Source organism: Pseudomonas sp. ACM7, from assembly GCF_004136015.1.
GTDB classification, from domain to species: Bacteria; Pseudomonadota; Gammaproteobacteria; order Pseudomonadales; family Pseudomonadaceae; genus Aquipseudomonas; species Aquipseudomonas frigoris.
Genome location: NZ_CP024866.1, coordinates 281,391 through 306,745, shown reverse-complemented (window position 1 = coordinate 306,745; position 25,355 = coordinate 281,391). Strand labels below are relative to the sequence as shown.

11 protein-coding genes and 3 pseudogenes are annotated in these 25,355 nt (G+C 59.9%); 9 read left to right on the top strand and 5 right to left on the bottom strand.

The genetic code is table 11. The features are described from left to right. Positions 1-83 precede the first annotated feature (83 nt). Positions 84-623, top strand: coding sequence for a YbhB/YbcL family Raf kinase inhibitor-like protein (locus CUN63_RS01530; RefSeq protein ID WP_129436882.1), 540 nt, complete (start codon positions 84-86; stop codon positions 621-623). A 5-nt stretch (positions 624-628) separates the two neighbouring features. Then, complete coding sequence (locus CUN63_RS01525; protein ID WP_129445049.1) at positions 629-1,447, top strand: helix-turn-helix transcriptional regulator; 819 nt, start codon at positions 629-631, stop codon at positions 1,445-1,447. Positions 1,448-1,460: 13 nt separating this feature from the next. Here CUN63_RS01525 and CUN63_RS01520 read toward each other — a convergent pair whose 3' ends face one another. After that, positions 1,461-1,976 (bottom strand): methylated-DNA--[protein]-cysteine S-methyltransferase, encoded by a 516-nt coding sequence (locus CUN63_RS01520; RefSeq protein WP_129436881.1) that lies wholly within the window; start codon positions 1,974-1,976, stop codon positions 1,461-1,463. A 150-nt stretch (positions 1,977-2,126) separates the two neighbouring features. On the opposite strand from CUN63_RS01520, the gene ggt reads away from it, so the two are divergent. The 3 genes and pseudogenes from ggt to CUN63_RS32605 all read left to right on the top strand — a co-directional run. After that, complete coding sequence (ggt, locus tag CUN63_RS01515; RefSeq protein ID WP_129436880.1) at positions 2,127-3,854, top strand: gamma-glutamyltransferase; 1,728 nt, start codon at positions 2,127-2,129, stop codon at positions 3,852-3,854. Between the two features lie 254 nt (positions 3,855-4,108). Beyond that, a complete protein-coding gene (locus CUN63_RS01510; protein ID WP_129436879.1) occupies positions 4,109-4,642 on the top strand; it encodes a cysteine hydrolase family protein in 534 nt (177 codons plus the stop codon). 72 nt (positions 4,643-4,714) lie between these two features. After that, a pseudogene (locus CUN63_RS32605) lies at positions 4,715-4,905 on the top strand (cytochrome c family protein); the annotation flags it as partial. A gap of 74 nt (positions 4,906-4,979) precedes the next feature. Here the strand turns inward: CUN63_RS32605 and CUN63_RS01500 are convergent. Genes CUN63_RS01500 through CUN63_RS01490 form a run of 3 tightly spaced genes read right to left on the bottom strand, consistent with a single transcriptional unit; the run spans position 4,980 to position 9,393 of the window. After that, a complete protein-coding gene (locus tag CUN63_RS01500; protein ID WP_129436878.1) occupies positions 4,980-6,308 on the bottom strand; it encodes a TolC family outer membrane protein in 1,329 nt (442 codons plus the stop codon). Position 6,309: 1 nt separating this feature from the next. Further along, positions 6,310-7,650: an HlyD family type I secretion periplasmic adaptor subunit gene (locus CUN63_RS01495; protein ID WP_129436877.1), complete on the bottom strand. Its 1,341-nt coding sequence runs from the start codon at positions 7,648-7,650 to the stop codon at positions 6,310-6,312. Between the two features lie 6 nt (positions 7,651-7,656). Then, the gene (locus CUN63_RS01490) at positions 7,657-9,393 is read right to left on the bottom strand and encodes a type I secretion system permease/ATPase (RefSeq protein WP_129436876.1); all 1,737 of its coding nucleotides are present in this window, start codon (positions 9,391-9,393) and stop codon (positions 7,657-7,659) included. Positions 9,394-10,074: 681 nt separating this feature from the next. Between CUN63_RS01490 and CUN63_RS01485 the strand changes: the two genes are divergently transcribed. The 4 genes and pseudogenes from CUN63_RS01485 to CUN63_RS01465 all read left to right on the top strand — a co-directional run. Next, a complete protein-coding gene (locus tag CUN63_RS01485; RefSeq protein ID WP_129436875.1) occupies positions 10,075-21,114 on the top strand; it encodes a peroxidase family protein in 11,040 nt (3,679 codons plus the stop codon). A 345-nt stretch (positions 21,115-21,459) separates the two neighbouring features. Continuing rightward, positions 21,460-22,260, top strand: a complete 801-nt coding sequence (locus CUN63_RS01480) for a glycosyltransferase family 39 protein (RefSeq protein WP_256657652.1) — start codon at positions 21,460-21,462, stop codon at positions 22,258-22,260. Positions 22,261-23,066: 806 nt separating this feature from the next. Further along, a complete protein-coding gene (locus tag CUN63_RS01475; protein WP_306108958.1) occupies positions 23,067-23,762 on the top strand; it encodes a tRNA (adenine(22)-N(1))-methyltransferase TrmK in 696 nt (231 codons plus the stop codon). A 704-nt stretch (positions 23,763-24,466) separates the two neighbouring features. Beyond that, a pseudogene (locus CUN63_RS01465) lies at positions 24,467-24,691 on the top strand (TetR/AcrR family transcriptional regulator); the annotation flags it as partial. Between the two features lie 304 nt (positions 24,692-24,995). Here the strand turns inward: CUN63_RS01465 and CUN63_RS01460 are convergent. After that, positions 24,996-25,355, bottom strand: a pseudogene (locus CUN63_RS01460) (AAA family ATPase); the annotation flags it as partial.

The window sequence follows — 25,355 nt, the reverse complement described above, 5'->3', positions numbered from 1 at the left end:
CACTGGTCGAGCATTTCGGCACAGTAATCAACCTGTGCGCTCTCTAGACTCGTGCTTCACGCCAAGATTCAGATGAGGTCACGATGAACATCAGAACAATCCTATCCGCATTGTCCATGGGAGGCGTCCTCACGGGACACGCTGCCGACTTCTCGCTGACGAGCCAGGATATTGCTGAAAACCGCCCGCTGACCAGTCGCGAGGTGTTCCAGGGTTTCGGTTGCGAAGGGGGTAATACTTCTCCCGAACTGACCTGGGCCAACGCTCCGGCGGGTACTAAAAGTTACGCGATCACGGTCTACGATCCTGATGCGCCGACCGGCAGCGGCTGGTGGCATTGGACGGTGGTCAACTTGCCCGCTTCAACCCGCAGTGTGCCAAGAGGGGTAGGCTCGAACTTGCCTGCCGGTGCAGTACAAGGTCGAACCGATTATGGCCAGCCGGAATTTGGCGGGGCTTGCCCGCCTGTAGGGAATAAGCCCCATCGCTATCAATTCACCGTATGGGCGTTGAAAGTCGATAAGCTACCCCTCGACAACCAGGCCAGCGGCGCTTTGGTGGGTTATATGCTCAATGCCAACGCCTTGGCTAAAGCGACCATCACTTCAACTTACGGACGTTAAGAATGATGCGCCCTTGTGACGGCATACAGCACCGGGAAAACATTATCGATGCGTGTGTCATACGGGCGCGACAGCCCCATACATTGCAACGGGTGCCGGTATTCGTGACCACCTTGTGTCGAGTCAGGCAGGGGGAAAAACTGCTGCAATGGGATGACCGGGAGATGCGTGCAGGGCCGCAACACCTGATTCTGATGCCGGCCGGGCGCGAGCTTGGCATTTCAAACTTCCCCGGCCTTCACGGTCACTACATCGCCGATGCGGTGACCTTTCCCGTTTCGACATTGCGTCACTTCAGCACCCGATATAGCCAGCAGATCATGAGTCGTCGCGGTGCACTGAAGACCGATCTATGCGTCCCTCTGGACAGGCACACAACCCAGGCATGGGATCAATTGTTGGCCTCCATCAATGGGGACGCTCCGCAGGCATTACGCACACATTACGGGGAAGCGGTTCTTCTGAGCCTGTGCCTTGGCGGCCAGGCCGGACCTCTGCTGATGGATCGCAACGATCCACTGTGCGAACGTGTGCAGCAGCTGGTCATGGGCAGCCCGCAGAGAGACTGGACGGTTGCGGACGTCGCACAACACCTGAACCTGGGGGAATCGACGTTGCGTCGCCAACTGGCCAATGAGGGGGACAGTTTCAGGAATATTCTGGAAAGCGTTCGGCTGGCAACGGCGCTGCAATGGTTGCAAACCACGTCTCGCCCCATCGGTGAAATTGCCGGTGCCAGCGGTTACGCCTCGGCCTCACGTTTTGCCGTGCGCTTTCGCTCACACTATGGCCTGTCGCCACGGGAATTGCGGGCGACGATATAGGTGTTCCGTTACATCAAAACGAATCATCCATCCTGCTGGCCCCTGACCACTCGCAGCTCTCTAGTGTCAGCAGCCGCTCCTTCGCCTCAAGCCCACCGGCAAACCCGGTGAGTTTCCCCGAAGCGCCAATCACCCGATGGCACGGCGCAATGATCGAAATCGGGTTCTTGCCATTCGCCGCACCCACCGCCCTCACTGCACTGGGATTGCCGATCTGTTGGGCAATCTCGCTATAGCTGCGAGTCTCGCCAAACGGAATGGTCAGCAACGCCGCCCAGACCTTCTTCTGAAATTCCGTCCCGGCAAAATCCAGTTCCAGGTCGAAACGACTGCGCGTGCCCGCAAAGTATTCCCGCAGTTGCTGAGCGGTGCGCATCAGGATCGGATGATCCGGCGCCTCGCGCATCGGCCCAAGCGGCACCCGCTCGGGTTTGTCGTTTTCCCAGAGGATAGCTGCCAGTCGTGAGCCGTTCGCGACCAGCTTCAACTCGCCCACCGGGGATGCGAGGGTGATGAAGGTGTAACTCATGCCGGTGGACTCCGTAAAAGTGCTGAGCAGAGGCCAAGCATACTGCCTCGACGGGGAGGCGCAATACGCAATCCCAGCCATACTTGCTTCTGCTCTTGAAGCCTTCCCTCTGTTTTTTTACAGAACCTAAAAACAAAAAGAGACCGACTCATGAAGTTCGAACCTTTTGCCAAATCGCTGATTGCGACCTCATTGGCGCTCAGCTGCCTCAGTGCTTACGCGGCCTCCGTGGCGCCGGTTGCGGCCGAAAACGGCATGGTCGTCACCGCCCAGCATCTGGCCAGTCACGTGGGCGTCGATGTGCTCAAGAACGGCGGCAACGCCGTCGATGCCGCGGTAGCGGTCGGTTATGCGCTGGCGGTGGTTTATCCCGCGGCGGGTAATCTGGGCGGCGGCGGTTTCATGACCATTCAGTTGGCGGACGGGCGCAAGACCTTCCTCGACTTCCGTGAAAAAGCACCGCTGGCCGCCACCGCCGACATGTACCTCGATAAGGAGGGCAACGTCGTCCCTGACCTGAGCACCCGTGGCCATCTGGCCGTTGGCGTGCCGGGTACCGTGTCGGGCATGGAACTGGCGCTGAAGAAATACGGCACCAAACCGCGCAAGGAAGTGATCGCCCCGGCTATCAAGCTCGCCGAAGACGGTTTTGTGCTGGAGCAGGGCGATGTCGAGTTGCTGGAATATGCCACCGACGTGTTCAAGAAGGACATCAAGGATTCCGGCTCGATATTCCTGAGCAACGGCGAGCCGATGCAAGTCGGTCAGAAACTGGTGCAAAAAGACCTCGGCAAGACCCTGCAGGAAATCTCCGAGAAGGGCGCCGACGGCTTCTATAAAGGCTGGGTGGCCGATGCCATCGTCACCGCCAGCCAGGCCAACAAAGGCATCATCACCCAGGCCGACCTCGACAAATACAAGACCCGCGAACTGGCCCCGATCGAATGCGATTACCGCGGCTATCACGTGGTTTCAGCGCCACCGCCAAGTTCCGGCGGCGTGGTGATTTGCGAGATCATGAACATTCTCGAAGGCTATCCGATGAAAGACCTGGGCTATCACTCGGCCCAGAGCATGCACTACCAGATCGAAGCGATGCGCCACGCTTATGTGGATCGCAACAGCTACCTGGGCGACCCGGATTTCGTGAAGAACCCAATCGACCATCTGCTGGATAAAAATTACGCCACCAAAATCCGCACCGCCATCGATCCGCAAAAGGCCGGTGTGTCCCGCGAGCTCAAACCCGGCGTAGCGCCCCATGAAGGCAGCAACACCACCCATTACTCCATCGTCGATAAATGGGGCAACGCGGTCTCGGTGACCTACACCTTGAACGACTGGTTCGGCGCCGGCGTCATGGCCAGCAAAACCGGGGTCATTCTCAACGACGAAATGGATGACTTCACCTCGAAAATCGGCGTGCCAAACATGTACGGCCTGGTGCAAGGGGAGGCCAATGCCATCGCACCCGGCAAGGCGCCGCTGTCGTCCATGAGCCCGACCATCGTCACCAAGGACGGCAAAGTGGTAATGGTGGTCGGCACCCCCGGAGGCAGCCGCATCATCACCGCGACCTTGCTGACCATGCTCAACGTGATCGACTACGGCATGAACATCCAGGAAGCGGTCGATGCACCGCGTTTCCACCAGCAGTGGTTGCCGGAAGAGACCAACCTGGAGACCTTCACCACCAGCCCTGATACGGTGAAGATGCTCGAAAGTTGGGGGCACAAGTTTGCCGGGCCGCAGGACGCCAATCATGTGGCGGCGATACTGGTTGGCGCGCCTTCGCTGGAAGGCAAACCAGTGGGCAAAAACCGCTTCTATGGGGCGAACGATCCACGTCGTAATACCGGGTTGTCGCTCGGTTATTGAGGCAGATCGAGGCCATCCCGATCCTTGAGGGTGGCCCCCGATCCCGTAGCAGCTGTCGAGCCTGCGAGGCTGCGTTCGACTGCGTAGCAGTCGTAAATCGGTTGACCGTGTTCATTCAGGTAGAGCACATTCGCTGGATTACGACCGCTTCGCAGTCGAACGCAGCCTCGCAGGCTCGGCAGCTGCTACACGTTAAAAGGGGAGCGGATTCTAAATCCGTTGCCGATTCACCGACCCATCAAGGACGGGAACTCATGGCTACCGCACTGCTGATCATCGACGTCCAGCGCACCCTGTGCACTGGCGAGTACGCATGTTTTGAGATCAAGCGTGTTATCGAGAACATCAACGACCTCAGTGCCAAGGCTCGCGAAGCAGGCATCCCGGTCATCCTCATCCAGCACGAAGAAAAGGGCGACCTGCTGCAACACGGTTCCGAAGGCTGGCAACTGGCCGAAAGCCTGAAGACTTCGCCGCAAGACCTTCGCGTGCGAAAAACCAATCGAGACTCGTTCTACCAGACCCACTTGCAATCATTGCTGCAAGACCAGGGAACTGATCGACTGATCATCTGCGGGCTGCAAACCGACTATTGCGTCAACGCCACTGTCCGCCAGGCCCTGAACCTGGGCTATGACGTAGTGCTCGCCGCCGATGCGCATTCCACCGTCGACAACGGCAACCTCGCCGCCGAAGACATCATCACCGAGCACAACGCAGACCTGGCGCACTTGACGGGGCCCGTGGCGCGGATCGACGTTATCCCGACCAGCGAAATCCGCATCTGAAACGGGTGAGGGGCTTGCTCCCGTTGACGCTTACACGGCCTCGAAAATGTCGATCAATTCAGTCAAAAAAGCATGCCGGGTTTCGCGGGGACGGCCGCGATCATGGGGCCAGACCGCGAGCAAGTCGCCTCGCATTGGTTCAGCGGAGCCAACGCGATGATGCTCAACCATCTCGGTCAGGAAGCGGGCGCGATATGCTCGCGCGCGCGGGGGAAATAACGTTCCAGCAACTGCCGGCAGCCATCATGCGCGGCTCCTCGACTCTCCACCTTTCATGCACGGGAGATTGTGCCCGGGTTTTGCCGACCACCTTGTAGAAGTGCCGCACAGGTGAAAGTCAGTTGGTGACCAACAGTTCCGGGCCGAGGTAGTCGTTGATGTGGTCGATATCGTCGTCGCCCAGACTGCCCACCGAAGAGGCCAGACGCAGGCGCGACATCAAGTAGCGCAGCTTGGCCTCGAACAGATCGTGGCGCGCAACGAAGAGCAGCTCTTCGGCATTGAGGACGTCCGCATTGGTGCTGGTGCCCCCCTCTTTGAAGCCCTTGCGTGTCGAATTCAGTGAGCGTTCGTTGGACTCCACTGCCTTCTCCAGCGCGCGAATACGTTGGGCGCCGCTCTCTACGCCGCGATACTCACGGGTGGTACCGGTGATGACTTCCTGGCGCGTGGCGTCGAGTTCGTCCAGGGCCTTATAGCTATTGGCACTGGCCTGGCGTGTCAACGCGCTGGTGCCGCCACCGCTGTACAACGGGAAGTTTACTTCCAGCCCGATTGAGGCGTAGCGGTTGCGTTGATTCAGCTCGGAGATTGATTGGCTCTGACCCGCGGTGTAGCCGGCCACGAAATCCAGTGTTGGCCAGTGGCCGGCCTTGGCGCGCTTCACTTCTTCTTCGGCGAGGTCGCTGCTATGACGGCGCGCATGGATCAGCGGGCTGTCGGTCTGGGCTTTGACCAACCAGTCTTGCAGGTTGCTAGGTAGCAGCGGTGGTGTATCGAAGCTCGGACGCAAGGTGGTCAGCGATTCGGGGGTTTCACCGATAAATTCCTCAAGCTTGCGGCGCGCGTTGACCAGGTTGTCCTGCGCTTCGATCAGCTCAACCACGGCGAGGTCGCGGCGAGCGGCCGACTCGTCGATGTCGGTGACGGTACCGGCCCCCAACTCCATGCGCCGTTTCGCCGAAGCGAGTTGCTCGTCGAAGGCGTTCAGTTTGGACTTGGCAAGGGTGATGGTTTCGCTGGCGAGGAGCACGTCGAAATAGCTTTGAGCCAGGCGCACTGCGGCGTCCTGACTCTTGGCATCGAACACCGCGACGCTGTAGTCGGCACGCTGCTTGCCCTGGCGGTATTCGGCCATTTTCTGTTTGTTGAACAGCGGCTGGCGCAAGCGCACGTTAGCGCCCTTGGAGGTGTAGTCGAGATCTCTTTCGACGCCGCTCTGGCGTTGGGTGCCATTGACCTTGTTGTCGTAGGCCGAGGCATTGATCTGCGGTAGCAGGCCGGCCAAGCCGATGTCGCGGTTTTGCGCACCGGCCTCTTTTTCATGCACGGCGGCGCGATAGACGGGGCCTTGGTACTGCAACAGATCCCAGGCTTGTTTGAGGTCCATGGCGCTGGTCGGGAGGGACAGCGCCAACAGGCTGAAGAACAGGCAATGACGGTCCATTTCATTGTTCCTTGAAGGAGCTGTCAACACGCTCAAGCATTGGTTTGAGAAGATAGCTCATCATGTTGCGCTCGCCAGTCTTGATGGTGACGCTGGCGGGCATACCGGGACGAATGTGATTGCTGCCAAGAAGGCTCATGCCATCGGGCGTGACTTCTACCTGAGCCAGATAGAACGGTTGCTTGCTTTCCTCGTCGAGCAGGCGGTCGGCGGAGACGGTCTTCACGCGGCCGGGTATGTTGGGCGTGCGGGCATGGTTGAAGGCCGGGAAGGCGATGTCCACGGCCAGGCCGGGGACCATCTTGTCGATGGCCTGCACGGGAATCATCGCGTCGACCTGCAGCGGTTCGTTGTCTGGAACGATTTCCATGATCTTGAAGCCGGGCTGAATGATCCCGCCGACGGTAGCGATGCTCAGGGACTGGACCATGCCATCGATGGGCGATCGAATCACCGTGTGGGTCACTTCATAGTCCAGCGCACGCAAGCGGTCGGCCAGGGTGGTATTTTCCTTGGCGGTGTCGGTGAGCTGCGATTCGACTTCCTTCAGGTAATCGTGCTGGCGCTGCAGGATGCGCAGCTTGATTTCGGTGGTCTGGCTACGCACCCGAGCGATGTTGTTGAGGTTCTCGGCCTGGCCGGCGGAGAGGTCGGCATTGCTGCGTTCCAGCTCAAGCAGACGGTTGCGCGGGACATAGCCTTCGGCCGCCAGCGCGCGGGTGCCTGTTAGTTCCTGGCTGAGGAAGTTGATCTGCGAGGTGCGGGCGCCATAGACCTGCTGCAGACCCTTGAGCTGCACCGCCGACGCCGCGAGGTTTTCCTGCAGGATGCTGATTTCGCCAGCGAGGCCAGCACGCCGGGTGTCCAGCAGGCGTTGTTGCAGATCCATGGCGGCCACCAGGCGGTAGTCATTCCCGAAGCGCTTGATCAATTCGGGATCGTAGTTCACCACATCGCGGCCGTCACGTTCCGCTTCCAGGCGGTTTTCCACAGTCTTGCTGACGATGTACTGGGCGCTGACCGCACCCTGTTCGGCAGCGGCACGCAGCGAGTCGAGGCGGACCACCTCCTGGCCTTTTTTCACTGTATCGCCTTCGCGAACAAGAATGGCCTCCACGGTGCCGCCGCTCAGATGCTGCACGGCTTTGCGATTGCTGGTGATTTTTACCGTGCCTGTCGCGACCACGCCGGCATCCAGCGGCGCCAGCCAGGACCACAGGAGGAAGCCGCCGAAGCCAGCGACCATCAGCAACATGCCCCAGCGCACGGGTTTACCGACGTCCAGATCCACCACGTTCCTGGGGTCGGTGTGAATCATGTCGGTGTGTTGGCTCATTTGCATGATCGGTTACTCCCGTGCTTTGACGGAGGCCAGCGGAGTTGACGCGCCTGCAGGCATCACACTGGCCTTGCGCAGCGCTGCGAATACTTCGTCGCGAGTGCCGAGCATCTGCACGCCGCCGTCTCGCAGCATCAACACCTTATCGACGGCGCAAAGCACATTGGGACGGTGGGAAATCAGAATGACGGTGGCACCGCGGTTTTTGAGTTGGGCCAGCGCATCGACCAAGGCCTTTTCACCGATGTCGTCGAGGTTGGCGTTCGGCTCGTCCAGCACAATCAGATTGGGTTCTCCATACAGCGCGCGGGCCAAGGCGATGCGTTGCTTCTGGCCACCGGAAAGCGGGCTGCCATCGGTGCCCAGACGGGTCTCATAACCCTGCGCAAGACGCAGGATCATCTCGTGCACTCCAGTAGTCCTGGCGGCGCGGATGACCGCGTCGCTGTCCACTTCGCCAAAGCGCGCAATGTTGTCGGCGATGGTGCCCTCGAACAGCTCCACGTCCTGTGGCAGGTAACCGAGCCAGGGTCCAAGTTCGCCCTTGTTCCAGGTGAATATGTCCGCGCCGTCCAGGCGCACCTTGCCGGCCTGTGCCGGCCAGACGCCGACCAACAGGCGGGCGAGGGTGGATTTGCCCGAGGCGGATGGACCGATAATGCCAAGGCTTTCGCCGGGGGAAAGATTGAAGCTCACCCCGCGCAGAATCGTGTTGCCGGTGCCGGGGGCGCCAGCAAACACATTCTCCACCGCCAGCATGCCCAGCGGCCGCTGCAGTGACATGCTCGGTGGCCGGCGCGGATAGTCGTTCAGCATCTCGTTCAGCCGGCCCCAAGCCGAACGGCAGCCAAGCAGCTGCTTCCACGATGCGATGACTTGTTCCACCGGGCCCAGCGCGCGGCCGGTGAGGATCGAGCAAGCAATCATCATCCCGGGGGTGATCTTGCCTTCGATCGCCAGCAGCGCGCCGGCACCGAGGATCAGCGACTGCAAAGTGATACGCACGAAGCGCCCGGTGCTGCTGATCAGGGCGGCACGGTCGGAGGCCAGGGTCTGCATTTCCAGTATGCGCAAATGGCTTTGGTACCAGCGCTTGCCGATCGACGGCAGCATGCCCATGGCCTCGATGACCTCGGCGTTGCGCAGGTTATTGTTGGCGTAGCTGGCGGAGGAGAGGGCGGCCTGATTGGCTTCGGCCAGCGGCTTTTGCGTCGCCTTCTCGGTGAGATAAGCCAGGCCCACCAGAATCAGCGAGCCGATCAGCGTGACCAGTCCGAGCAGCGGGTGGATCAGATAGGCGACCAGCAGGTAGATCGGCGTCCATGGCGCATCAAAGAAAGCGAACAGGCCATTGCCGGTGAGGAACTGTCGCACCTGCGCGAGATCCTGCAGGGCCTGGGCCGGATTCCCACCGGCGCGGCTCAGGTTGCGCTCGAATGCTGCAGTGAAAATGCGTCGATTGAGGTCCATATCGAGGCAGTTGCCGACCCGGATCAGCACGCGGGTGCGGAACATTTCCAGCGTGGCCATCAGCAAGAACAGGCCTATCACCAGAATGGTCAACATCGTCAACGTTGTGACGTTGCGACTGACCAATGCCCGATCATAGACCTGCAGCATATATATAGCTGGCGTCAACATCATGACGTTGATGACGCCGCTGAACCCTGCCAGCGAGTAAAAACTGCGGCGAAGTCGAAAAAGTGCGTCAGCCAGTTCTGATCGAGTGCTCGATTGTTTGTGCATTTGGGTGACCCCTCTTCGAAAAGCCGTTAGCCCTTGCGGCGCAACAGCTAACAGATGTAGTCCACAGGCAGTTTGTCGATACACAGGTTGGTCGCTCTAGGGGCGCATCACCTGCAAATCACTGCGTCGCTCTCATGGCAGCAGCGTAGGTGTCGTCGAAACAATCTGAAATAACATTTCGCTCTAATGCCGCGAATGAATTCCTATAAATCTCATAAAAACAGCTAGTTAGGAGGTCAATCACCGGTCGTCTGTTTTGCGTGTCGTAAAATTGACAATTTTTCGCTATGCAACTTTAGTCTCAGTCATTGAGGGAGCCGCTCGCCTGAAGCCTGTCAACTTTTTGGCAACGCAAGGTGTGATGATTTTCCCGATGGAGCACACCATGTCGATGATTTCGTTCTACTGCGGAGTGAAGGGGCTGTTCAGGAAGTTCGCCGTTACTTCAAGTTTCCATGGCCCACCCAAGGCTCGGGTTCGCTCTGCCTAATCGCCGAGCGAGCCATTCTTTCGCGAATTCCAGGCGCGCATCCCGGGGGGCCGTGTAACGGCTTTGCCATCCCGCGCCAGCGATCGCCAAAAAAAAAGAACCAACACACTGCGCAAGCCAGCACCGGACTGGGCGCGGGAGGATTCTTATCGTCCCGTGTCCTTTCCCCAAAGAGATCGAGGGCAATTAAAATGGCCAATTTCAACAAGTCGGACCTGGAGTTCATCCTCAAGCAAATCTTCATCGCAGAAGCGCATGCCGACGGCGCCAGCCTCAGTGATTTGCTACCCAACAGCCAAGTGCCATTCGGCCTGCGTACCGTCGATGGCAGCTACAACAATCTGGTCGCCGGGCAAAGCGAGTTTGGCGCCGCGGACAATTCCTTCCTGCGCCTGCTTGATGCCCAGTATCGAGCGGCCTATGCCGCGTCAGGGACGGTGGTCGACCCGCAGCCACGGATTATCAGTAACCTGATTGTCGACCAGACCGCCAACAACCCGGCCGCAGTAGCGGCGAACGGCGGTGCAGACCCGGTGATCAGCCCCGGTCTGGATGGCGTGTTCGGCACGGCCGACGACAAGGAAGTGTTCTTCATCCCCAACGTGTCGGCGGACGCCGGTCTGACCGCCGGCTTCAACTCGTGGATGACCTTCTTCGGCCAGTTCTTCGACCACGGCCTCGACCTGGTCACCAAGAGCAGTACCGACTTCGTTTTTGTTCCGTTGCAGCCGGACGATCCGTTGTTCGTACCGGGCAGCCCGACCAACTTCATGGTGCTGCCACGTGCAGTGCATACCCCCGGCGCGGACGGAATACTCGGCACTGCCGATGATGGCCAGCCCAACACCACCTCGCCGTTCGTGGACCAAAGCCAAACTTACAGCTCGCACCCCTCGCATCAGGTGTTCCTGCGCGAGTATGTCCTCAACGCGGCAGGTGACCCTGTTGCAACGGGGCGCTTGATTACCAACCGCGATCTCGGCGCCGATGGCAAGTTCGGCACTGCCGATGATGGTGACGGCACAAATGGCGGCATGGCGACCTGGGCGGTGGTCAAGGCCCAGGCCCGTGACATTCTCGGTATCAACCTGACCGACGCCGATGTGCACAGCGTGCCGCTGCTGGCAACCGATGCGTATGGCAACTTCATCCGGGGGGCGAGCGGCATGCCGCAGGTGGTGATGCGCGTCAGCAACGGTGCTGACGGGATCGCCGGGACAGCGGATGACGTCACTCAACTGGTCGAAGGCAACCGGGATGCTCCGATCAGCCTGGCCAGCGCCGTGAGCGCCGGGCATGGCTTCCTCGACGACATCGCCCACAATGCCGCGCCGGTAGTCGTCGGCGGGGTTCTGCAGGCGGATGCTGACACTGATATCGGCAATGCTCAACCGGTTGGTGCGGGCGGCAACAACCTGACCTACGACAACGAACTGCTCGACGCTCACTACATTGCCGGCGACGGCCGGGTGAACGAGAACATCGGCCTGACCACGGTGCACCATGTGTTCCACTCCGAGCACAACCGCCTGGTCCAGCAAACCAAGGACACCCTCCTTGCCGCCGGCGATCTGGCCTTCCTCAATGAGTGGCTGGTGGACGACGTGGCCGCCATACCGACTACACCCGCTGAAATCGCGGCATTGGTGTGGGACGGCGAACGCCTGTTCCAGGCCGCCAAGTTCGGCACCGAGATGCAGTACCAGCACCTGGTGTTCGAGGAGTTCGCGCGGACCGTTCAGCCGCAGATCGACGGATTCCTTGCACCCAACGGGTATGACACCTCGATCAACCCGGCAATCCTCGCCGAGTTCGCCCACGTGGTGTACCGCTTCGGTCACTCGATGTTGACCGAGACTGTCGATCGCTTTGACCCCGAGTTCAATCCGCTCCTCACTGACCCGAACAACCCTGACTCGCAAATGGGTCTAATCGCGGCCTTCCTCAACCCGCTGGCGTTTGCCGGCAGCGGGGCGACTGCGGACGAAGCGGCAGGGGCGATCATTCGCGGTGTGACCCGCCAGCTCGGCAACGAGATCGACGAGTTCGTCACCGAAGCGTTGCGCAACAATCTGCTCGGTCTACCGCTCGATTTGCCGGCCCTGAACCTGGCGCGTGGTCGCGACACTGGCATCCCCACGTTGAATGAAGCGCGCCGTGAGATGTACACATCAACCGGCGACAGCCAACTCAAGCCGTACATCAGTTGGGCTGATTTTGCGGACCACCTCAAGCACCCCGAGTCGTTGGTCAACTTCATCGCTGCCTATGGCACGCATGACACGATTACGGCGGCGACCACATTGGCAGACAAACGCGCTGCAGCCTTGGCGCTGGTATTCGGCGGTTCTGGTTCACCGGCTGACCGCCTGGACTTCCTCAACAGCACCGGTGCTTATGCCAACGTAACGCTGGCCGGCAAGGATGGGCTGCTGGGTACTGCCGACGACGTGACGGGTGTGACGATCACCGGCCTCGACGACATCGACTTCTGGGTCGGTGGACTCGCCGAGAAGAAAATGCCGTTCGGCGGCATGCTCGGCTCGACGTTCAACTTCGTGTTTGAAACCCAGCTGGAGGCGTTGCAGAACGGCGACCGCTTCTACTACCTGTCGCGTACCGCAGGCCTGAACTTCGGCACCGAGTTGGAGAACAACTCCTTTGCCAAGCTGATCATGCTCAACAGCGATGTCACCCACCTGTCGAACACCGTGTTCCTGACGCCGACGTTCAGCCTCGAAGTGAATCAGGCCAATCAGTTCACTAACCTTGGCGCGGACGGCAAAGCCGATCCAACGGGCGGCCTCATGATCAACGGCGTGGAAATCGTGCCGCTGGTGATCCGCGACAACCCCGACACCGTGGGTGCGGACAGTAATTATCTGCAATATACCGGTGAAGACCATGTCGTCCTGGGCGGCACCGCCGGCAATGACATCATCATCTCCGGTGACGGCGATGACACTGTTTACGGCGATGCAGGCAACGACCGCCTCGAAGGCGGCGCCGGGAACGATGCGGTACTCGGTGGCGCGGGCGATGACATCATCACCGACTCGTTCGGCGACAACCGTCTGGAAGGCAATGCCGGTAACGATGTGATCGTGGCCGGTAGCATGCTTGCTTTAGGCAACCTGATCCTTGGAGGCGATGGCCAGGACTTCATCGTCACCACTGAAGACATCACCACCACCTTCGGCGGTCAGGGTGACGATTTCATCCTCGGCGCCAAGACCAACCTGCCACCTACCGGCAACGAAGGTGATGACTGGATCGAGAACGGCATGCAGGACGGTGCGCCTGGCGATAACTTCTCGCCGTTGCTCAATGACGATGTGGTCGGCAACGATATCTTTGTCGGTGGTGGTGGCTTCGACGAAATGATCGGCGAGGGTGGCGATGACATCTTTGTCGGCAGCGATGCCCAGGACAAGATGGACGGCATGTCCGGTTTCGACTGGGTGACCTACAAAAATGACAGGGTCGGCGTGACCGTTGACCTGTCCTTGGCCGCGCTAGCGCAGCCACACGGCAACGCGCCAAACCAGAACGCCGGGGTGTTCAATCCGGTCGGCGCCTCGCCGGCCTCGATTCTCGACCGTTTTGCCGAGGTCGAAGGCTTGTCCGGTTCGAAATTCGGCGATGTGCTCAAAGGCGATGATGTTGATGCGGTCACTCTCGTCAACCACGGTGGTGCCACGGGCGGTGCATTGACCAATGTGGCGTTGATCCGTGGACTGGAGCAGTTTCTGGCCGATGCCGGTTTGCCGACCACTGGCTTTGCCACTGGCAACATCATCCTCGGTGGCAATGGCAGTGACCTGATCGAGGGCCGCGGGGGCGATGATCTGATCGATGGCGACAAATGGATCAACGTCAGAATTGCGGTGTATGCCGCCGACGACGTCAACCATACCGGTCCCGAGATCGCCTCCTTCGACAGCATGGTCGATATGATCCCGCTCATGCTGGACCGCACCTATAACCCAGGTCAGCTCAAGGCGGTGCGGGAAATCATGTCCGGCACCTCGACGGGCGGGGCGGCCTTTGACACCGCCATTTTCTCCGGGCTCCAGTCCGAGTATGTGGTGACGCATGACACCCGCGGCACGGACAATGTGGCGGACGATGTGTGGACGGTGGCAGATACCGTAGCGGGTCGCGACGGCACCGATACCTTGCTGCATATCGAACGCCTGCAGTTCGCCGATACCCAGCAAGTGCTGGTGACGGGGCTGAATGCACAACCGGTGGGCAGGCCGACTGTCACGGACGGAAACGGCGGCGCGATAACAGTGGGCGACACACTGACCGTGAGCATGGCCGGTGTGCGCGATGCCAACAACATCGCGGTGGGTAATCTGCAGGGTACTGTCAACAACACCTCGGTTTCCTACTATTGGCAGTTCGAGGCAAATCCAGGCACCGGCGTATTCGAGGACATCATCCTGTTGCCGGCCGGCGACCTTGCGTTCCAAAGTGCCGACGGCACCGCGTTCAAGGTCTCCCCGGATCTTGCCGGGCTGTCACTGCGGGTCAAGGCGATCTACCAGGATGGTCATGGCACGACTGAAATAGTGTTCTCGCAGCCGACGGCCGTGGTGGTTCCCGGCGCGCCGGTTGTGCCGACGGCGCCGACACCTGTCGTCGATGCCACTGCGGGTGGCGCGGGCCTTCACATGGTCCGCTCCGACCTCAACTTCATTCTTGATCAAATCAAGATTGCCGAGGCAGACGCGGCCGGTCAGGACATCCTCTCGCTGATCCCGAATATCCGCGCACCATTGGGCCTGCGTGCGGTCGATGGCTCGAACAACAACCTGATGAACCTCAACGGCATTAATAACACCGAGTTTGGTGCCGCGGATAACACCTTTCCGCGCTTGACCGATCCGGTCTTCAATCCGGCGGAAGGTGCACCTGCCGGGTTCTTTGGCCCCGGCTCGCCGGCCATCCCGGGATCGTCGTACCAGCAGAACAGCGGCTATGTGTTTGACTCGCAGCCGCGCATCATCAGTAATCTGATCGTCGACCAGACCTCGAACAACCCGGCGGCCTATGCCACGGCTTACGACCCGGGTGCGGACGGTGAGCTCAACTTCGGCACGGTGGGTAACGACGACGTACTCAAGGATGGCGTACGGATAGTCGCCAGCCCCGGCATGGATGGTCAGTTCGGTACTGCCGACGACCACGATGTGTACCTGTTCGAGAACACCGCGGCGGATGCGGGGTTGTCCGCGCCGTTCAACGCCTGGATGACCTTCTTCGGGCAGTTCTTCGATCACGGTCTGGACCTGGTGACCAAAGGCGGTTCGGGCACCATTTTCATCCCGCTGCAAGCGGATGATCCGCTGTATGTGCCAGGCGGCAACGCCAACTTCATGGTGCTGACCCGCGCGACCAACCTGCCAGGGGCGGATGGCGTTCTCGGCACGGCCGACGACATCCATGAGCACACCAACACCACCTCGCCGTTCGTGGACCAAAACCAGACCTACAGCTCGCACCCGTCGCACCAGGTTTTCCTGCGCGGTTATGAGCTGACCGACAACGGCCCCATCGCGACCGGCAGGCTGATCACTAACCGTGACCTGGGAGCGGATGGCAAGTATGGTTCCGCGGACGACAGCGAAATCGGTGGTATGGCGACCTGGAAGGTGGTCAAGGCGCAGGCCAACGACATCCTCGGTATCCACCTTACCGATGCCGACGTCGGTAACGCCCCGTTGTTGGCGACTGACGCTTACGGCAATTTCATCAAGGGGCCGAACGGCTTCCCTATGGTCGTGATGAAGGGGGCTGACGGTCTGGGTGGCACGGCTGATGACGTCCTTGTCGAAGGCAATCCGCTTTCCCCCATTAGCCTGACCAATGCTGTGCGCACCGGTCACCAGTTCCTCATCGACATTAATAACAATGCAGCGCCGGTAATCGTCGGCGGGGTTCTGCAGGCGGATGCTGACACTGATGTCGGCAATGCGCAGCCAGCTGGCCCAGGCGGCAACAACCTGACCTATGACAACGAGCTGCTCGACGCGCACTACATCGCTGGCGATGGCCGGGTCAACGAGAACATCGGCCTGACCGCGGTGCATGCGATCTTCCACTCCGAGCATAATCGGTTGGTCGCACAGACCAAGGACACCGTGCTCGATTCGGGTGACGTGGCCTTCCTCAACGAGTGGCTGCTCAATCCGGTGAACGCGTTGCCAGCCAACCAGGCTGAGATCGATGCGCTGGTGTGGAATGGCGAGCGCTTGTTCCAGGCTGCCAAGTTCGGCACCGAGATGCAGTATCAGCACCTGGTGTTCGAGGAGTTTGCGCGGACCATCCAGCCCAGGGTCGACTTGTTCTTCGCACCGACCCAAGTCTATGACGTCGACCTCGATGCCTCGATCGTCGCCGAGTTCGCCCACACCGTGTACCGGTTTGGCCACTCGATGCTGACCGAGACCGTCGATCGTTTCGACGTCAATTTCAACGTGGTTGGCGATCCGAACAACGGTGATCCGAATCAGCAAATCGGCTTGATCGCGGCGTTCCTCAACCCGTTGGCGTACGCCGCCAGTGGTGTGACGCCAGAGGATGCGACCAGTGCGATCATACGTGGGGTGACTCGGCAAGCCGGTAACGAAATCGACGAGTTCGTCACCGAGGCGCTGCGCAATAACCTGCTCGGTCTGCCGCTTGACCTGCCGGCGATCAACATTGCCCGTGGTCGCGACGTGGGGATTCCCTCGCTCAATGCGATCCGCCGCGACATCTTCAGCCAAACCGGTGATACCCAACTCAAGCCGTACAGCAGCTGGGTTGACCTGGTGCAGCACCTGAAACATCCAGAGTCGTTGATCAACTTCATCGCGGCCTATGGCACGCATGACACGATCACGGAGGCGACCACGCTGGCAGACAAACGCGCTGCAGCGATGGCGCTGGTATTTGGTGGTGTTGATGCGCCGTCTGACCGCTTGGCCTTCCTCAATGGCAGCGGTGCCTGGGCCAACGTAACACTGGCCGGCAAGGATGGGGTGCTGGGGACTGCCGACGATCTGAGGGGTGTGACGGTCACGGGGGTCGATGCCATCGACCTCTGGATCGGCGGCCTGGCTGAAGAGAAAACCCCGTTCGGCGGCATGCTCGGCACGACCTTCAACTTCGTGTTCGAGAACCAGCTGGAAAAACTGCAGGACGGTGACCGCTTCTACTACCTGGAGCGTACCGCTGGCCTGTCGATGAACGCCGAACTGGAAAGCAACTCGTTCGCCAAACTGATCATGGCCAACACCTCGGCCACGCACTTGCCAGGCCTGGTGTTCTCGGACCCTGCGTACTATCTGGAAAGGGACCAGAGCAAGCAGTACAACGATGGCCTGGGCAACGCCGATCCGCTTTCCGACAACAACGAGCAGGTGGTATTCCGCGACAACCCGCTGACGGCGGGGCCGGACGCCAACTACATCCGGTACTCGGGTGACGAGCATATCGTGCTGGGCGGCACCAACGGCGCAGACATCCTCGTCTCGGGTGGTGGCGATGACACGGTCTGGGGTGATGCCGGCAACGATCGCATCGAAGGCGGTAACGGCAACGATCAACTGCGCGGTGGCGCCGGCGACGACATCATCACCGACCTCGGTGGCGACGATAACATCCAGGGTGGCGACGGCAACGACGTGCTGCACGGAGGCAACGGCATCAACCTGATCATTGGCGGGTTCGGCAATGACTTCATCGTGACTGGTGAGGACGCTTCCGAGGCCATTGGTGGCCAGGGCAACGACTTCATCCTGGGCAGCAAAGCCAACGAACAGGACATGGGTAACGAAGGCGACGACTGGATCGAGAAGGGCACTTCGGACGGTGCACCTGGCGACAACTTCGACCCGGCTGGCAATGACCTGGTGATCGGCAACGATGTGTTCATCGGCGGTAACGAGAACGATAAGTTCAATGCCGAAGGCGGCGACGACATCATGGTCGGCAGTCTCGGCATGGGGGACCGCTATATCGGCGGCTCCGGCTATGACTGGGCAACCTTCAAGGACCTCGCCCAGGGCGTGACCATCGATTACAGCGACCGCTTTTTCGATGTTCCACCCGTGCCGGGTTCGGGTGCTTCGGCGCTGGTGCGTTTCGACATCGTGGAAGGTCTGTCGGGTTCATCGCACGGTGACTTCCTGCGCGGTGATAACGAAGATGCCACATCGCTGCCCACTGCGGGGGCAACCGGTAGTGTGCTGACCAACATCAACCTGATCAACGGCCTGGCTGATTTGCTGCCAGCCGGAGCGACGTTCTTCGACGGCGGCAACATCATCCTCGGCGGTAGTGGTAGCGACCTGATCGAAGGTCGCGGTGGTGACGACATCATCGATGGTGACAAGTGGCTGAACGTACGCATCAGTGTTCGGGCGAACGCTGACGGCACTGGCCCGGAAATCGCCACGTTCGACAGCATGGCGCCGATGGTGCAGCTGATGCTGAACGGTACTTACAACCCAGGCCAGTTGGTCATCGTGCGGGAGATTCTGACCGGCAATGACAGCTTCGACACCGCGCTGTTCTCCGGTAATGCGGCGGAGTACAGCGTCGAGATCGATGGCAACACTGTCGTTGTGACCGACTCGGTAGCGGGGCGTGATGGCGTCGATCGCTTGACGGGCATCGAGCGTCTGCAGTTCGCTGACGTCGCGCAGTCGTCCGGAGTGGGCACCGCCCAAAACAACGGCCCATCGGGTCATCTGGCAATCCTCGATGCTGCCACCGGTGTGCGTGATGAAACGCCTGTCGCCGGCCAGTTGCTGCGCGTCAGCGATCGGGCGGTACACGACGCGGACAACCAGAGTGTGGCCAACCCGACCGGAGCTGTGACCGGTGGGGTGGCTTACTACTGGCAGGTCGAAAACATTGCCGGGTCGGGCGTCTTTGAAGACATCACCTTTATCGCCGCTGGCGAGGTATCGCGGGCGATCGGCACCACCTACCGGGTGGCGGACGATGTGGCGGGCCTGAACATCCGCGTCCGTGCGGTGTATCAGGATGCCAAGGGCACGCTGGAGATCGTCGACTCGTCGGGGAACAGTACACCGACCGAAGGGCCGACCGTCACCGGGCTTGCAGTGCAGAACCAGGTGTTGACCGCTGCCCCGTCGAGCATCATCGACCTCGATGGCCTGAGCAATCCGCAGTTCACCTACCAGTGGCAGGCGAACGACGGGCTTGGCTTCGTCAACATCGCCGGCGCTACCGGTAGCACGTTCGCGCTTGGCCAGGCTCAGGTCGGCCAGGAAATGCGCGTGGTGATCGGTTACGTGGATGACTTCGGTGTGGCCGAAAGCGCTTCGTCCAACATCCTGGGGCCGGTGGACAACGTCAACGATGCACCGACTGCAGGGCCGACCGTAACCGGGCTTGCAGTGCAGAACCAAGTGTTGACCGCTGACCCGTCGAGCATCATCGACATTGATGGCCTCAGCAATCCGCAGTTCACCTACCAATGGCAGGCGAGCAACGGGCCTGGCTTCGTCAACATCGACGGTGCTACCGGTAGCACGTTCGCGCTTGGCCAGGCTCAGGTCGGCCAGGAAGTGCGCGTGGTAATCGGCTACGTGGATGACTTCGGTGCGGCCGAAAGCGCTTCGTCCAACATCCTGGGGCCGGTGGCCAACGTCAACGATGCACCGACAGGCGCGTTGCTGATCAGCGATACCACACCGGATCAAGGGCAGGTGCTGACCGCGCTGACGGGTGGGATTGCCGATCTGGATGGGCTGGGCACATTCAGCTTCCAATGGCAGCAAGGTGTCGGCACTTCCTTCACCGACATCAACGGCGCGACTGCTGCGACCTTCACCCCTGGTGCGGCGCAGGTCAATCTGCAACTGCGAGTGATCGTGCGCTACATCGATGGCTTCGGCACGCTGGAGTCGGTGACCTCTGCGGCGACGGCGGCGGTTGTGGTACAGGGCGTGGTACTGCAGGGCAATGCTTTGGCGAACACCCTCACCGGCACCGCAGGTAACGATGTGCTGTTTGGCCTGGGCGGGAACGATACGTTGAATGGCCTCGCCGGTATGGACCAGTTGTTTGGCGGCACTGGCAACGACATCCTCAACGGCGGAGACGACAACGACGTCCTCAATGGCGAGGACGGCAACGACACCCTCAATGGTGGGCTCGGCGCAGATGCGATGAACGGCGGTGCCGGCAACGACACGTTTGTGGTCGACAACGTCGGTGACGTTGTCACCGAGGCGCTGGGTGGTGGTACCGATCTGGTGCAAACCAGCCTGACGAACTACCTGCTCGGTGCCAACGTCGAGAACCTGACCTATACGGGAGCCGGTAACTTCACCGGTACCGGTAATGCACTGGCCAACACCATCACCGGCGGGGTGGGTAACGACTTCCTCAATGGCGGTGCAGGTGCTGACCGGATGTTGGGGGGAGCCGGCAACGATACCTACGTCGTCGATGCAGCCTTGGACGTGGTGGTCGAGGTGGTGGGTGGCGGTACGGACACCGTGCAGACCTCGCTGGCCAGCTACACGCTGGGCATTGATGTCGAGAATCTGACCTACACCGGAGTCGGCAACTTCGTCGGCAACGGTAATGGGTTGAGTAACGTCATCACCGGCGGGGTGGGTAATGACACCCTCAATGGTGGCGGCGGCAACGACATCCTCACCGGCAACGGCGGCAACGACACACTGAATGGCGACGCCGGTAACGACCAACTGTTCGGTGGCATTGGTACGGATACCCTCAACGGCGGCACTGGCGATGACAGCCTCGACGGCGGTGATGGGGCGGATGTCTTGAATGGTGGAACAGGCAACGACACGCTGCTCGGTGGTGACGGTAACGACACATTGTTGGGTGGTAGCGGCAATGACTTTATCGATGGCGGTGCCGGCGACGATACGGTCACTGGCGGTGCTGGCAACGACATAATGGTTGCCAGCAGTGGCAACGATATCTTCATGTTCGCAGCGGGCTTCGGGACCGATCAGATCATCGGCTTCGATGCTAACGCAGTGGGCGGCCAGGACCTGCTCGATATTTCCGCGTTCGGCGTCACTGCTGCGACCTTTGCCGGCAGCGTCATCATCACCGATGTCGGTGCGGATACCTTGATCAGCTCCGCAGGAATAGCTGACTCCATCCGCCTGGTCGGTGTGGCCGATGCAACAACCATCACTGCCGCAGACTTCATTCTCGCCACTTGAGGTCCTGATCAGTACTGTCGCAGACGCGTGAAAAGAGGAGGGGAGGGCATGGATGCCCTCCCTTTTTTTCTTTAAAAAAACCGGCTGTTTTTTACTTCGATTGCCAGCATCGCGCTCAGCCATAGCCGGGTAGAACAAGGAGAATTGATATTCCCGGGCTGAAAAGTGTGATTAGCGCACGCTAACTTTTTTACAGCCTTGGCTACACTTCGTGTTCCGTTGGAAACCAGCGGGAACTTACGTGAAGGCGCAATACGTTGTTATTAGTTCACGAAAATACGATGAGCTGACCCGTTGGGCAGACTCACGCATTCTCGTGCATCTTGGGGAAGGAGTAAGGCGTGTATGAGTAAAGAAGGCGAGGCATTCCTACCGATGCAAACCGCGCGGCGCGCGCTGGACTGGCCAACCCTGGGCGTGGCGGTGTTGCTCCTGTTGTTGTTTTACTGGGGACTGGGGAGTTTGCCATTCCTGAGCGTCAATGAAGCCCGGCGCGCCGTTACGACACGGGAAATGCACGAGGCTGGCCAATGGCTGTTGCCGTACATGAACGGCGAGCTGTACTTGTCCAAACCGCCGCTGTTCTATTGGCTGGCCCTGGTCAGCACGTCACTGCTGGGCAGCCTCTCCGAATGGAGCGTGCGCCTGCCTTCGGCGCTGTTTGCGACGCTGTGTTGTCTGACCTTGTATCGCCAGGCATGTGCATTCGCCGGGCGACAAGTGGCGCTGCTGGCTGTGGTGTTCCTGGCGGCGAATGCCGGGTTCAGCCTGTTTGCCCGCCGGGCAGAAATTGAAATGCCTTTGACCGGCCTGTGTCTGCTGGCGCTGTTTTGTGCATGGCGCTTTCTGTTCGCGCAAGGCGGTCGCAGCTGGGTCTGGCTCAGTTACGGGCTGCTCGGCTGTGCCTTGTTGACCAAGGGGTCGGTCTGCCTGTTGTGGGTGACCGCACCGATACTGGTCTATGCCTTGATCAGCCGCGATCGTCTGGCCCGAGCTTTTCTGTGTGACAGCTGGGGTTGGATGCTTGCAGTGCTCCCTCACGCGGATCGATTCGTACCTGAAACCCAAGCGTTCGGCCCTGCTGCTCGGGCTGGGCTCTTTGTGCGCCAATCAGGGCCAGATCAAGCCTTGAAACTGCGTCATTGAAGCTCTGCATGACTGGATGTTGGCCCGGCGTGATCTTGTGCCCAGACAGGCCCTGCAAATTGCGGGGCTTGTCGTTTCTGTCCCCCGCCTGTCCATCCATGCACCAGTCTCGCCAGACACAAAGTACGCTTGCGGCCAGTTTTGCTTTGCCTAGACGTGTTTGCCGGACGCTTACGGATCTAGAGCAGCAGGCAGCGATCCAAATTGGCCAAATGCGGTCTTCGATGGATTATTAGCGAATGACTGTCGCGCAACTCAATAGCACTGCCTGCGAACAAGATCACCTTGCACCACCCGTAACCCAAACATGATGAATGCTTCCCACTGACTCTTAACTGCTGAACAAGCTGATAAGACTCCAGGCTGCCCCTATCGCAAAAATGAAGAGAATGAGTACCAGCGTGAGGATTAGCGGCTCGATGCGCATGAAAGTGACTCCTTAGAAGGGCTAGCAATGCGCGCCTGATCTGCGGCGCAGGTGTTTTTCAAGGCAACGGTTGCCTGTATAGGGAGTGCCCCAGAAAAACTGTTTTTCCAGTGGTAACAGCTTCAAACTCTCAATTAATGCGCTAGTGAACTCACAGCATTCTCTATGCCTAAAAATTTAACAGCTTATAATTCCCCGCCAGCGGGGCTGCCTGATTCTGTGGCCAGTTCTCCATCAAAAAAGTTGAAACAGGATGCGGGTAATACAGCCCATTTATGGGGGATTTCTCTCAATGTGGGTACGGCAATACCACAGGTGCTTGAGCCATTCGCGACCTGCTGATATCGACCTGATGCGGACACTGAAAAAGGAACTGCGGTTGAACGAACAGACATTGTCCATGCGCCTGGAGCGCGTGGCGGCGCATGTGCCAGCAGGTGCGCGCCTGGCCGATATCGGCTCGGATCACGGCTACCTGCCGGTGGCGTTGATGCGTCGTGGCGCCATCGCGGCGGCGGTGGCCGGCGAGGTGGCATTGACGCCGTTCCGCTCGGCCGAACGCACCGTGCGCGAGAACGGCCTGGACCAGCGGATCACCGTGCGCCTGGCCAATGGCCTGGCGGCGATCGAGCCGGGAGACGGGATCACGGCGATCAGCATCTGCGGCATGGGCGGCGAGACGATCCGCGACATTCTCGACAGCGGCAAGGCGCGCCTGAGCGGCCAGGAGCGCCTGATTCTGCAGCCCAACGGCGGCGAGCAGCCACTGCGCCAATGGCTGATGGAAAATGGCTACTGCATCCTCTGCGAGGAGCTGCTGCGGGAAAATCGCTTCGACTACGAAATCATCGTCGCCGAGCGCGTCGGGCCGGTGATGTACACCGCCGAGGAGCTTTACTTCGGCCCGCTGCAGATGCAGGCACGCAGCCCGGCGTTCCTGATCAAGTGGCAGCGCATGCTGCGCGAGAAGCAGAAGACCCTGACCCACTTCGCCCGTGCGCGGCAGGCCGTGCCCGAGGAGAAGGTGCAAGACATCGCCCGGCAGGCCCGGTGGATCACCGAGTTGCTGGCTTGAGCACTTGTACGAAAAAATCGCCGAGCGGTGATCAGGCAAGCCGAAAACAGGCGAGGAACGGCCGGGGTCGCGCCCGACTTTACTGGTTGTAAATGAGTATTCCGATCGGACTCGTGCACGAGCCTGTTTTCAACGCAGCATGATCGAGGCGTAGGCACTTTTCGTACAAAGCCCAAGCCGAAGCGAGGGCCCATTTGAATCGTCCTCAAATTCGCAGACCCAGCTGAATGACAGCTTTTGATTGTGGATTCAACCGGTCGATGCAACGCAACTAAATTCTGTGTAAGCAGAAGGAGTGTTGCAGGTGGATTGATCCCGTGGCTTCGCACTAGCGACGATAGTAGCGGTGATCGTCCTCGTAGCGGTGCCGCATGGCCCGATCTTGTTGGCGCTCCCAATCACGATGGCGTTCAGCTTCTCGGCGGGCTTGCTCTCTACGCCACTTATCTATACGCCAATCGTCTCTACGGTCGTGCCAACGGCCGTCATGCCAGTATCGGTCGTCATGGGCAAGCAACGGCCCTGGCTGCTTGCCGGCCAGACTGGCCAAGGTCGGCCAAGGGTTGCCGGCGGCCTGGACAGGAGCCTGAACGGCTAGAATAGCCAACGGCCTCAGTGTTCGGCTCCCTTTGAGGTTTGCTGTCTCGATGTCCCTTCTGGCCGATAGCAACCGGTTGCGAAGGGCAGCAATCGATCCGAAGCAGATCTCACCTCGGTCGCGCAAACGACTGAAGCAGGCCCTGTCCATCGTCATGGGCACCGAGGCTTTGATCGCCGTGCGCGATATCAGTCGCGCGAGCATCGAAAAATCACTCGACACTGCCGCCTGGGCGGCTCGGGCGCTCGTTCGTCAGGCACTGACGGAGGAAGAACAAGCGCGACGAAAGCGCGACACTTTGCAGACGAACTCGCGGTCTTCTCCTCCATAACACCGAATAGCTCACGTTTCTTCAGGCCGTTGTGAATGGCTCCTTTTGGCCGAGGCTGTGTAAAAACGTTTTCGATCTGCGGAGGTAGACGAAAACAGCCCAAAAATCGCGTCCCTACGCAAATTTCAGGTCTACTTACCAAACGGTCGACGCCAGATTTCACGTAGTAACGCTGACTTCAAAGTGACGAATGCGTTTTTACACGGCCTGGGCCGGTAACAGCCAGTCGTTCGTCGCCGAGGGTTTTCTCTCATAAACCTTGCTGGGCTTGCGTGGATCGACTGCCGGGACCGTGACCCTCCCCCTATTCAAAACAGATTCCAGGCGTTGCGGCCAAGTTATCGAGAAAGGCGGCAATCTGCCGGGTACTGCGCAAGTGCACCACAGGAATGTGCGAGCCGATGGCCAGGCGCACTGCCTCGATTCCTGGGCGATAGCCTCGATCGAAATTTCACACGAAGTTCAGAAAGGTCAGGAACGCCCGGTCGAGTTTCTCTGTACAGCCTGCTGCAAGGTCAGGGCGAGGGCGGTTCATGACGCTGCGCATGATCACCCGGGTGAAACAGGTGAGCCGCGAAGTATCGAGCCAGATGATCAGGTCGGTACGGGGCAGGCGAAGGTCGAAGGTTCGCCGCGCATAATTGCCTTCACAAATCCAGGCATC